This is a genomic window from Pseudomonas sp. 478, from assembly GCF_003254125.1.
GTDB lineage: Bacteria > Pseudomonadota > Gammaproteobacteria > Pseudomonadales > Pseudomonadaceae > Aquipseudomonas.
Map to the genome: position 1 here is coordinate 228,505 of NZ_QKZG01000004.1, position 11,631 is coordinate 240,135.

Here is an 11,631-nt window from a genome sequence, read left to right on the forward strand (position 1 = left end):
TTGATTAATTCACCCGCGAACCGCGCGCCGTGATCACCTCGACCAACGACGGCCCCTTGCTGTTCAGGGCCTTGATAAAGGTTGGATTGAGTTGTGACGCGTGCTCGACCCGCCACGCCTCAAGCCCGAAATTCCTGGCAATGCCGGCAAAGTCCGGCGAGTAAGGTTTGCCGTCCGGCAAATTGAATTCGCCGGCGCGGTGCTGCTCGACCACCGGGACCTGCACATCGCTCAATGACACGTAACCACTGTTGTTAAACACCAGGAACACCACGGGAATGCTGTGCATCACGCACACCGCCATCTCCTGCATCGACTGCAGGAAATCCCCGTCGACTACGGCGCACACCACCTGACGCGCCGGCATGGCGAGCTTCGCGCCGATCGCCGCCGGCACCGCCCAACCCAGCGTGCTGACACGACCGGTGCACAGATGGTTGCCGGGATTGTCGAGGGGGAACATTTCCCGTGCGATGGCCTGGATACGCCCCGAGCCGATGACCAGCATCGCATCGCTTTCCAGCACCGCGCGCAATTCAGCCAAGGGTTTGTGAACGGTCAAGGCCAGGACGTCACTGGCGCTGTCTTCAACCCATCGCGCCGCTTGATGTTCATCTGGCCCGGCTGTTTTCAATCGGGGATCTGGCCGTTGCACTTCGCTGCTCGCTCGTAACGTAGCGGGCGCCAGGCTGACGTCCAGCGAGGCGGTCTGCACCGCTTGCGCAATCTCCAGGCTGACCGGGCCGACGCGGCCACTCAACATCGTATCGAACGCCTGACGCAGGGCGCGCGGCAGCTGTTCAATCGCCGAGACCTGCACATGCTCTTTGGTAATGCCGGGGGCCAAAGTGGCCGGACGCTGAACAGCGCTATCACCACTGATGACCAGCATCGCCGATGAATCCGCCAACGCGGCCGCCATCGCACCCAGGGCTTTCGAAATAGCCGGCGGGACGGGCAGCAGGACCGCCATGGGACGACCGCAGGCGCGGAAATAGCCATCGGCCACATGCACCGAGCTTTGCTCCTGCATCACTTGAATGAACGGGATATCGGTACCAGCCGTCAGCAATGCTTCCACCAATGCCCACGAGCCGTCACCCGGCATCCCGGCAACATAGTCGACACCGTTCGCTTTCAGCGCTTTCGCCACAATCTGGCCACCAGTGAGTTTCACAGGACACTCCAATCAAATCTCAGGATCGCGATTGGAGTATTCGCCCGCAGCAGCCCCGGCTCAATTTCGCACCCCCGGTAAAAGAGACGCAGGTTGACGCAGCTCATCCATCCCCCTCACCCGTTAAGGGAGAACTATGGTTAAAGGGAGTCTGCTGCGCCGATTAGGTCACTTTGATGCGTCAGAGTGCGTCGCTTTTAAAGATGCTGCGAAATTGAGTGCTCTGCCTGCCAGGCCAATACTCGATCCATGAAAACAACAAGCCGAGCCTATCAAGCGCTAGGCGCGCCGCTTCAAGTCTTGACCTTGCAACCCGAGGTAAGCGGCGCAGCCCAGCCAAGGAAGAGTCAATCGGATCAGTGGAGGTCAACCGCGCAATGCCCGCTGCATCAGGCAATTTTGCGCCGCCCGCCTCCCCAGCTGCAAAGGACCCATGCTGGCCATAACACTGCCGATCTACAGACATTGCTAGTCGCAAAGCGTTTGCTAACAACCACCCTAGGCAGGAACTCGAAATGAAAAAAGAAACAGAAACGGGTTATGGCTTGACCGGCATTGACCTGGATTCGATCAGCTTGAAACGGCGCACGTTTTTGCTCGGGGCCGCCGCCTCTGCCGTGGGGTTGTACGTGGGTTCTTTTGTGCCCAGTGCGTTCGCCGCGTCGGGCGGGCATTTGGAGATTCTTGGCTGGGAAGGTGAAACCGGTGACGCGGAACTGGCCGAATGGCGCAAACAGCGTGGCATCACCGTGCGCTCCAGCTATGCCAGTAATCAGGACGACATTACCGCGCGGTTGGCCGGTTCCGATCCCGTGCAACTTGACCTGACCATGTACGCGTTGGGTTACGAGACCATCTACCAGGAAATGGGCCTGCTCAAGGCCATCGACACCTCGAAGATCCCCAACTACTCGCAGGAAAATACCGTCCCGCTGTTCTACAAGGGCAAACGCTGGTTCTGGGATGGCAAACAGTGGGGCGTGCCGCTTCTGTGGGGCATGAACACCATTGTCTACAACCCGAAAAACGTGAAAAAGCCTAGCGAGTATAAGGACCTGCTGGACCCGAAACTGAAAGGCAAGCTGACCTTCGTCGATGACGGCACCTCGAACTGGTCACTCATTGCAATCATTGCCGGCTACGGCGACAAGTTCCCCAACCTGACCCGTGCCGAGTTCGACGACGCCTTCGAAAAACTCAAACCGTATCGCGATCAATGCCGCGTCTTTGCCGCCTCTTCGGGTGACGCGGTGTCCCTGCTGGTGTCGGGCGAAGTCGACGCGGTGTTCTCGGCGTCCGCCAACACCCCGAGCGAAACCGTCAAGCGCGGCGTGACCACCGCGCTGTCCGTTCCCAAGGAAGGCGCAGCGCTCTGGTGCGATGCCCTGTTTATCCCGAAAACCGCCAAAGACGTGCCCTTGGCGCTGGAGTTCATCAACAAGACGCTCGAGGCGGAAACCCAGGCCAAGATGGCTACCACCATGTTCTCGGGCGTGGTCAACCAGAAAGCCGTGCCGCTGCTGCCCGAAGACCTGCGAAACACCTTCGACTACGCGAACCTCGACAGCTTTTTCGAGAAGTCGAAACTCTACGGCCAGCCACCCCTGAGCTCCGACAAGTATGTGACCTATGCTGAATGGATCGATCAGTGGGCGAACTTCAAAGGCTCGTTCTAGAGCGGCCGGCAACCCGGTGTAGTGGAAGGTTGGTTTGAACGGACGGTAACCGGAGGGCGCGTGTCTACGGGCACGCGCTGCTCCGTTTGATTAGGGCGATGCAATGGCCTGTCGACGCCATTCGCAGCGCCCGGAAACAGCACACGTTACGCCGTGCATGCGCTCGCCAAAGCGCCCTCGTTATCGATAAAAAAGTAAAGGCACCCTAATCATGAACGTAGTCAACAACAGCGAGCCCATCCTTCTTGATGAACGGGATTCGCAGGCCGGTAAACACGTGAAAATCGACAAAAAAACCCTGAGCGGTTATTTGCTGGCGTCGCCTCCCCTGTTTTTCCTGGTCGTGTTCTTTCTCATCCCGTCGGTACTGCTGCTGGTCGCCAGTTTCTGGACCGCCAAGACCTTCAGCATGGAACCGGCCGCCACCCTGGCCAACTATGCCAAGGCCCTTGGCGCCAGCGGGTTTTACGACTCGCTCTGGATCGCGCTGCAAAACGGTTTCTGGACCGCCGTGCTGTCAACGCTGATCAGCGCCCCGGTGGCCTATTACATCGTTTATCGAACGCGCTCCAACGCCGTGCTGTACCTCGCGTTGATCTCGTGGTTTTCCAGCTACCTGGTGCGGGTCTACGCCTGGCGCTCGATCCTGGGCACCAACGGCGTGATCAACTCCACCTTGCTGCACCTGGGGCTGATCGATCAACCACTGGACTGGCTGGTGTTCAGCAAGTTTTCCGTGGTGTTGACCCTGGTCCACATCATGTTGCCGTTCACCCTTTTGCTGTTGGTCTCGGGCCTGCGCGACATCAAGAAGGATTACCTCGAAGCGGCCGCCGACCTGGGCGCCAGCGGCGCCACTATTTTGTGGCGGGTGATCATTCCGATGGCGCACAAGAGCATCGTCAGCTCGTTCATGTTCACCTTCGTCCTCGCCGCCAGTGACTACGTCACACCGCAGTTGTTGGGCGGTCGAGATGCCATGACCACGGGCCTGGTGATCGCCAACCAGTTCCGTTCGGTGGGTAACTGGCCACTGGGTGCGGCGATGGCCTACCTGCTGTTGATTGTCTTCATGCTGGTCTATGCGCTGCTGCTGGGTGTGTTGCGGGCGGCCAACCTGGCGCCCGGCAAGCGTTACCACGACTGAATGCCGCCCATAACAATGCAAGGTGACCGCCATGATCAGACTCTTCACTTACGTTTACATGCTGTTTCTCTACGCGCCGATCGCGATTATCACGCTGTTCAGCTTTCACTCGTCGGCTTCGTTGTCGTTCCCGTTCGAGGGCTTCTCCACCCAATGGTATGAGGCGCTGTTCAGCAGTTCGGACTTCATGACGGCACTGACCAACAGCGCCATCGTCGCCGCGGGCTCGACCGTACTCACCACCCTGCTGGGCACGTTCTCGGCACTGGCGCTGATGCGCATGAAAGGCCGTGTCAAATCGGTCTTTGCCTTCATGAACTTCGCCCCCATCGCCCTGCCCGGTCTGTTCCTCGGGATCGCGCTGGTGATTTTCTTCTCGTTGATCGGCCTGCCGCGTTCGCTGCTGACCGTGGTCATCGGCCATACGTTGTTCACCTTTCCGTTTTTCGTCGAGTCCGTGCGTTCACGCCTGGAGTACTTCGATCTGTCGTTCGAGGAAGCGGCGCGTGACCTGGGCGCCACACCGCTCAAGGCGTTCTGGCTGGTGACGCTTCCGATCATTGGCCCGACGATTGCCGGCGCCGCGATCCTCGCAGTGGCGCTGTCCATGGACGAATTCCTGATCACCGTGTTCGTCACCGGCAGCGACACCACGCTGCCCCTCATGATTCTTTCGATGATGCGCCGCGCCGTCAGCCCAACCATCAATGCCGCCTCGGTATTCATGCTGGTCGTGACCATCGCCATCATCGTCATCGCCGGCCTGGTCATGACCTTGCGCCGTCGTCGTCTCGAACTTGAACGCGCTGAAACTGCAGAGTAATCACCATGACCAACAGTATTGAACTGACCGGAATCTCCAAAAGCTACGGTGGCCTGACCGCCCTGGGCAAAGTCGACCTGACCGTAAAACGCAACGAAATCCTGACCTTGCTCGGCCCCAGCGGCTGCGGCAAGACCACCCTGATGCGCATCATCGCGGGCTTCGAAGAACCCACCACCGGCAAGGTCGTGATCGACGGCAAGGACTCCACGTCCCTCCCGCCCGAGCAGCGTCCGGTGAACATGGTGTTCCAGAAATACGCGCTGTTCCCGCACCTCGATGTCTTCGACAACGTGGCGTTCGGCCTGCGCCTGAAGAAGAAACCGAAGGATGAGATCAAACGTGAAGTGACTAAGGCCCTGGAGCTGGTGCAGTTGGAAGGCTTCAAGAATCGCTGGATCTCCGAGCTCAGCGGCGGCCAGGCACAACGGGTCGCTCTGGCCCGGGCGCTGGTGAATCGCCCTGCCGTGCTGTTGCTCGACGAACCGTTGGCGGCGCTGGACCTGAAGATTCGCCACCATATGCTCAACGAGATCAAACGGATCCACGAAGAGACTTCGACCACCTTCGTGTATGTCACCCATGACCAGGACGAAGCGATGATCCTGTCTGACCGCGTCGTGTTGCTGAACAAGGGCGGCATCGAACAGATCGGTGGCCCGCAAGAGATGTATTGGTCGCCGCGCACACTGTTCGCCGCGAAGTTTTTCGGCGACACCAACATCGTCAACGGCACGTATGGGCTAGCCGATACCAGCAATGGCTTTGTCGATCTGCCGTTCGGTCGCTATGCACACACGGCCAAGAACAGTCTCGGTGCCGGGCCGGTCAATGTGTCGATCCGTCCTGAAACCATCGGCCTTGAGCCCGCTCTAGGCGCGACGCTGGCTGACGGCGCCTTTGCCGGGAAGGTGAAGGACACATCGTTTATCGGCAATCGGGTCATTTACCGGGTGGCGGTGGCCGGCGGCACCATCGATCTTAAATGCCAGCAACTGCCCACGCCGGGTAGTCACACGCTGGCGCCCGGCTCGGATGTGGCGCTTACCTGCAAGCCGGACAGTTTTGTGGTGATACCGGCGTAAACATCACTCAGCAAGGCATTACACAGTACCTGTGGCGAGCCCCCTCGCCACAGTGCTTTGCGTTTGCCGCATCTTTTCCTCAATTGATCGACGTCAGTCACGGGCACACAACAATGGTCGACTATATCGTGGTCGGGGGCGGGTCAGCCGGGTGCGTGATTGCAGCACGTTTGAGCGAAAATCCGCAGGTTTCAGTGATCCTCCTCGAAGAAGGTCCGAGAGACAGCCACCCGTTTATTCATCTGCCGGTCGGTTTCTACAAGACCAGCCAGGGCAACCTGGTCGAGCATTACCCCTGGGAGCCGATAGCGGACTACATCGGCGCTGCGAATCCCACCATGGTGCAGGCGCGCGTGCTTGGCGGCGGCAGTTCGGTCAACGCCATGGTGTATCTGCGCGGGCAACCCGCCGATTACGACAGTTGGGCCGCCGGCGGTGCCCAGGGCTGGGCCTATCAGGACGTCCTACCCTTCTTCAAGAAATGCGAAATCAACGACCGCTTCAGCAACGACGCACACGGCACCGATGGCCCGCTCGGCGTCAGCGATCAGCGTTATACCCATCCCTTGACCAAGCTCTGGCTGCAAGCCTGCCAACAAGCCGGGCTGGTCTATAACGCCGATTTCAATTCAGGGGTACAGGATGGCTGCGGGTTGTATCAAATCAACACAAAAAACGGCCTGAGATCGAGCACCTCCATTGCGTACCTGAAGCCTGCGCGCAAGCGACCGAACCTGACGGTTAAAACTAACTGCCGGGTCTTGCGCATCCTCATCGAAAAGGGGCGCGCGACGGGCGTTGAATACATGGAGAAAAATCAGCGCCGAGTACTCAGGACTGATGGCGAGATCATCGTCAGCGCCGGTGCGATCAACTCGCCGAAACTGTTGATGCTATCGGGCATTGGCCCGGCCAGTCACCTGCACGAAAAAGGGATCAAGGTGATGCATGACCTGCCTGGAGTCGGGCAGAACTTGCAGGACCACATCGAAGTGTCCTTGATCAATGAACTGCGGCGCCCCTTGAGCTACGACAAGTACAAAAAGCCGCACTGGAAACTCGCAGCAGGCTTGCAGTACGCGTTGTTTCGGGAAGGCCCGGTGACGTCCAACGTGGTCGAAGGTGGGGCGTTCTGGCGCACGTCGGTAGCGCAGAACCGCGCGGATGCGCAGTACTGCTTCATGGCCGGCGCCGGCGTCGAGGCGGGCGTCGGTTCCGTCCCAGGCGGCAATGGCTGCACCTTGAACGTGTGCCAGACCCGCCCGCGCTCGACGGGTGCCGTGCAACTGCGCAGCGCCAACCCGATGGACTTGCCGTCGATTGAACCCAACTACCTGACCGATCCTTTCGATCTGGAGTGCATGGTGCAAGCGACCGAGTTCGGCCGCCACATCATGTGCCAGAGCGCCATGGCCGGGCACATTCTGCGCGAGCACGTCCCCGCCGGACCTTTGCGCACCCACGACGATTACCGGAAGTTCGTGCGCCAACAGGCCCACGCCGCGCTGCACCCGGTCGGCACCTGCAAAATGGGTGTGGACGAGATGGCGGTGGTGGATAACACGTTGCGCGTACACGGGATCGAAGGCCTGCGAGTCGCCGACAACTCCATTGCACCGAGTTTGTGCTCCAGCAATACCAACGCACTGGCGATCATGATCGGCGAGAAAGCGGCGGATCATATCCAGAACGCTCATTAGCAAGCACAACACAGCCCCCCCCAGTGGGAGCAAGCTTGCTCGCTATAGCGGTGTAACAGGCAACATTGATGTTGAATGTACCGCCGTCATCGCGAGCAAGCTCGCTCCCACAGGTGATCTTTGCCGGGCCCAGGACTTGTGAACGACACCAGTCCAGTGTGGGAGGGTCAGATCCTGAAGTTGTTCATCAGCACCTGTTGCTGGTTCGCCAGGTCGTTCAGGGATTGGCTGATCCGCGCCGATTGATCGGCTTGTTCCACCAGCGCGCCCGTCACGTCCCTGATCGCCGAGACATTGCGGTTCACTTCTTCGGTCACCGCACTCTGCTCTTCCGCCGCACTGGCGATTTGCAGGTTCATGTCCGTCATGATCTCGATGTTCTGGCTGACATGGGCCAGTGCGTCGACCGCCTCCAGTGCCTGGGCGGCGCTGGCGTCTGCCTGGAGGTGCTGGCTCTGCATGGCATTCACCACCTCGCGCGTACCGCTTTGCAGGCTTTCGATCACTCCCTGGATCTCACTCACGGAATCCTGGGTGCGCTGGGCCAGATAACGAACCTCATCCGCCACCACCGCAAATCCCCGGCCCGTCTCCCCGGCCCTCGCCGCTTCGATCGCAGCGTTGAGTGCCAACAGATTAGTCTGCTGTGCGATGGTGCGAATCACGTCGAGCACGCTGCCGATTTTCTCACTGCTGTCGGAGAGCTGGCGGACCCCGGTCATTGCGCCGCTCATGTGATCGGCCAGGGACTGAATGGAGTGCGCCGCCGTCTCGATCGTAGCTTTGCAGGACTGCGCAGCGATATCGCCATTGCGCGCGGCAGTCGCGGCCATGGACGCATTGCGCGCGACGTCTTGAGAGGTGGCGCTCATCTCATGGGCGGCGGTGGCGACTTGCTCGACCTCGCGCAGTTGTTGCTGCATGCCACTGCTGGTCCGGGTGGCAATCGACGACGCCTGGTCAGCGGTGGATCGGGTCTCCAGAACGCTCTGACTGACCTCGGCCATGATGGGCTGCAGCTTATCGAGGAAGCGATTGAACCAGCCCACCAGCACGCCCATTTCGTCCTGACGCTCTGCGCTCAATCGGCGAGTCAGGTCGCCCTCGCCATTCGCGATGGCTTCCAGCATGGCGGACACCCGACGAATAGGCCGCGTCACGCTGACCGCCAACAACCCCATCAACAACGTACCGGCCACGGTGACCCCGATTCCGGTGGCCACTTGCACCATGATCGACCGCCGATTGGATTGCTCCATGATCTGCTGCATCGCCGCGACCGAGGCCATTAGCGCCGCGCGCGGCACTTCGATGATGGTCATCCACTGGCTGGCGTTTGGAATCGGGGAGAACGGCACGACGAGCATCACGTTGGCGCTGTCAGGCTCATCGTGGACCAAGGTTTTCCCTGACTTCGCGCCCTCGAACATGTCAGCAGCCTTTCGTGGGTAGAGGTCCTTGATGGATTTGCCCAACGCCGCAGGGTCGCCGCTTTTACCCATGACGGCACCGGCGGCGCTGACAAACGTCAGTTGCCCCAGGCCTTCGAACAGCGAGGTACTGGCTTTCTGCGCAATATTTTGCAAGCTGCTCAACGGCACGTCGATGCTGACCACGCCAATGAATTTGCCGCCGTCCAGCAACGGTATCGCGATGCTCGAGGTCAGGGTCGCCACACCGTTGAGCTCGAAGGTATAGGGCTCGATCAGGCAGGCCTTGCGGGTTTTTTTCGGGCAATTCCACCAGGCTTTCCCAGGGTCACCGTCGTCCAGCATTTCCTTTTCGTCGAGGACGAAGTTCTGCATCGACGAGACGTATACCGCAAACCGGCCCTTGGGGTTGCCGGTGAAATCGGCGCCATTGATTGCGCTCCCGTCGGCACCGTCCAGGGCATTCGGTTCAAAGGAAATGCCGACGCCGAGGATCTCCGGTGTGGTTGCCACTTGCGCGCGAATCAAGCGATAAAGATCGCCACGCAGCTGCGCCGGGGCCAAACCATTTTGCTTGGCCTGGCGACGCATCATCACGACTTGGGTGGCCAGGGAACGGGTGAACATCAGGCTGCTGAGGAAGCGCTTCTCAACCCCGTTGGCCTGCAAGAATCCCGTCGCCTCCAGGTACTGCATTGACGCTTGGGACAGCGCCTGGGTACTGGACTCGCTGACCACCGCAGAGGTGTCGCGCATCTGTTGAATCGAAAACCCCACCAGGCAAAGCACCATGACAAACAGGCAACTCCCGGCAGCCAGCGTAATTCTTGTTTTAATCGAGAAGGTTCCCATCGCATCGCCTCACTATAATCCAGCCTGGAACAACGAGTTCTTTCGAGCGCTTCAAAAAAAAGCTCCCCGTACGGAGAGCCTGAAAACACTTGGAAAGACGGTGAGAGTGACCAACAGCAGCGAGAAACGACCCTTTTTCTCGCTACCCGCTTGCCAAGTGCTGCAACTGAGCAACAACCCTCAAGCGTGTTTCTTGTAGCGACGAATGCGAATATCCGCCTGCTCCTTGTGCCCGGCGAAGCCTTCCATGCCGCACAAGCGCGAGCAGTATTCGCCGACCAGCACCGACGCCTCGTCCGTCAGCACTCGCTGATAAGTGCAGGTCTTGATGAACTTTCCGACCCACAGCCCACCGGTGTAACGCGCGGTGCCGGTGGTAGGCAGGGTGTGGTTGGTGCCTATAACCTTGTCGCCGTAGGAGACGTTGGTCCGTTCACCGAGGAACAGCGCGCCGTAGTTGGTCATGTGCTCCAGGAAATACAGCGGCTCGCGAGTCATCACCTGGACGTGCTCGGATGCAATCCGGTCGGCTTCCTGCACCAGCTCGTCGACGGTGTCGCACAGGATGATTTCGCCATAATCACGCCAGGCAACCGAGGCGACGGGCGCGGTCGAGAGAATGGCCAACTGGCGCTCGATTTCGGCCGGCAGGTTTTCTGCCAGTACCGTGCTGTTGGTCAGGAACACCGCAGGCGAGTTGACGCCATGTTCAGCCTGGCCTAGCAAGTCGGCGGCGATGATTTCAACATCGGAACTGTCATCGGCAATCACCAAGGTTTCGGTCGGACCGGCGATCAGGTCGATACCAATTTTGCCGAACAGTTGGCGCTTGGCTTCCGCGACATAAGCGTTACCTGGCCCGACGATCATGTCCACCGCTTTGAAGGTGTCGGTGCCTAGGGCAAACGCGGCGATCGCCTGTACACCGCCGACGCAATAGATCTCATCGGCACCGGCCAGGTACATCGCGGTGACGATGGCCGGATGGGGTTTGCCATCGAACGGTGGCGCGGCGGCGACCACGCGTTTCACGCCCGCGACCTTGGCGGTCAACACGCTCATGTGCGCCGAGGCCAGCAACGGGTATTTGCCGCCGGGGATGTAGCAGGCCACCGAGTTCACCGGAATGTTGCGATGCCCGAGGATCACCCCCGGCAGGGTTTCGACTTCGACGTCGTGCATGGAGGCTTTTTGCACTTCGGCAAACCGGCGGACTTGCGCCTGGGCGAATTTGATATCGCCGATTTCCTGCTCCGACAGACTGGCGACACACGCCGCGATTTCTGCGTCGGTCAGGCGGAAAGACACGGGTTCCCATTTATCAAATTGCTTCGAGTATTCACGCACGGCGGCGTCGCCGTTCCTGGCGATGTTGGCGATGATCTGCTCAACGGTGTCGCGGACTTGGGAGGCGATTTCGGCTTGAGCTTCGACAGGCTTACTTTTTTTCAGATAACGAATCATCAACTTGCTCCAGGTGGTTCTTGAGGGCACGCCACATGCACTCAGCATTGGCGACCATCTTTTCTCACCCCCCTGCCCCGGGCAATTTCGCAGGCTCCTTATTGATGACGCGATCTGACGCAGCACAGACGCAATGCTGAAGCACTGACAGCGACAACTACTGTTATTCGTATAACCATTTATTAACAAACCCTTGCGACCTGATCGTTCTCAGAACTACCGGTTATTTACAAACTGCGCCCTGTGCGGCTTTAAGGCCCATAAAACAAGGCCTGCA

The 11,631-nt window shown here is 59.5% G+C and carries 8 protein-coding genes and 1 pseudogene; 5 read left to right on the forward strand and 4 right to left on the reverse strand.

The features are described 5' to 3' along the window. Positions 1–4 precede the first annotated feature (4 nt). Positions 5–1,177, reverse strand: a complete 1,173-nt coding sequence (locus DFS28_RS10890) for a thiamine pyrophosphate-dependent enzyme (protein ID WP_111449748.1) — start codon at positions 1,175–1,177, stop codon at positions 5–7. Between the two features lie 515 nt (positions 1,178–1,692). Here DFS28_RS10890 and DFS28_RS10895 point away from each other — a divergent pair. The 5 genes from DFS28_RS10895 (at position 1,693) to DFS28_RS10915 (ending at position 7,608) form a co-directional block, all read left to right on the forward strand. Next, complete coding sequence (locus tag DFS28_RS10895) at positions 1,693–2,853, forward strand: PotD/PotF family extracellular solute-binding protein (protein ID WP_111449749.1); 1,161 nt, start codon at positions 1,693–1,695, stop codon at positions 2,851–2,853. A gap of 211 nt (positions 2,854–3,064) precedes the next feature. Then, positions 3,065–4,000 carry an ABC transporter permease gene (locus DFS28_RS10900; protein WP_111449750.1) on the forward strand — a complete coding sequence of 312 codons (936 nt, stop codon included), beginning with the start codon at positions 3,065–3,067 and terminating at the stop codon, positions 3,998–4,000. A 31-nt stretch (positions 4,001–4,031) separates the two neighbouring features. Further along, positions 4,032–4,823: an ABC transporter permease gene (locus DFS28_RS10905; RefSeq protein WP_046053026.1), complete on the forward strand. Its 792-nt coding sequence runs from the start codon at positions 4,032–4,034 to the stop codon at positions 4,821–4,823. A 5-nt stretch (positions 4,824–4,828) separates the two neighbouring features. Next, entirely contained in the window at positions 4,829–5,908 is a 1,080-nt protein-coding gene (locus DFS28_RS10910) for an ABC transporter ATP-binding protein (protein ID WP_111449751.1), read from the forward strand. A gap of 113 nt (positions 5,909–6,021) precedes the next feature. Next, positions 6,022–7,608, forward strand: a complete 1,587-nt coding sequence (locus DFS28_RS10915; RefSeq protein WP_111449752.1) for a GMC family oxidoreductase — start codon at positions 6,022–6,024, stop codon at positions 7,606–7,608. A 167-nt stretch (positions 7,609–7,775) separates the two neighbouring features. On the opposite strand, the gene DFS28_RS31170 is transcribed toward DFS28_RS10915, so the two are convergent. The 3 genes and pseudogenes from DFS28_RS31170 to hisD form a co-directional block, all read right to left on the reverse strand. Beyond that, positions 7,776–8,615 (reverse strand): methyl-accepting chemotaxis protein, encoded by an 840-nt coding sequence (locus tag DFS28_RS31170; protein ID WP_371922168.1) that lies wholly within the window; start codon positions 8,613–8,615, stop codon positions 7,776–7,778. A gap of 18 nt (positions 8,616–8,633) precedes the next feature. Further along, positions 8,634–9,890: pseudogene (locus tag DFS28_RS31175) on the reverse strand (HAMP domain-containing protein); the annotation flags it as partial. A 180-nt stretch (positions 9,891–10,070) separates the two neighbouring features. Beyond that, positions 10,071–11,354 (reverse strand): histidinol dehydrogenase, encoded by a 1,284-nt coding sequence (gene hisD, locus DFS28_RS10925; protein ID WP_111449754.1) that lies wholly within the window; start codon positions 11,352–11,354, stop codon positions 10,071–10,073. Positions 11,355–11,631: the final 277 nt, after the last annotated feature.

Bases quoted from the DNA above. Each gene is read 5' to 3' on its own strand.
- DFS28_RS31170 (WP_371922168.1), bottom strand. From the start codon at position 8,615: ATGGCCGAGGTCAGTCAGAGCGTTCTGGAGACCCGATCCACCGCTGAC.
- DFS28_RS10895 (WP_111449749.1), top strand. From the start codon at position 1,693: ATGAAAAAAGAAACAGAAACGGGTTATGGCTTGACCGGCATTGACCTG.
- DFS28_RS10910 (WP_111449751.1), top strand. From the start codon at position 4,829: ATGACCAACAGTATTGAACTGACCGGAATCTCCAAAAGCTACGGTGGC.
- DFS28_RS10900 (WP_111449750.1), top strand. From the start codon at position 3,065: ATGAACGTAGTCAACAACAGCGAGCCCATCCTTCTTGATGAACGGGAT.
- hisD (WP_111449754.1), bottom strand. From the start codon at position 11,354: ATGATTCGTTATCTGAAAAAAAGTAAGCCTGTCGAAGCTCAAGCCGAA.
- DFS28_RS10905 (WP_046053026.1), top strand. From the start codon at position 4,032: ATGATCAGACTCTTCACTTACGTTTACATGCTGTTTCTCTACGCGCCG.
- DFS28_RS10915 (WP_111449752.1), top strand. From the start codon at position 6,022: ATGGTCGACTATATCGTGGTCGGGGGCGGGTCAGCCGGGTGCGTGATT.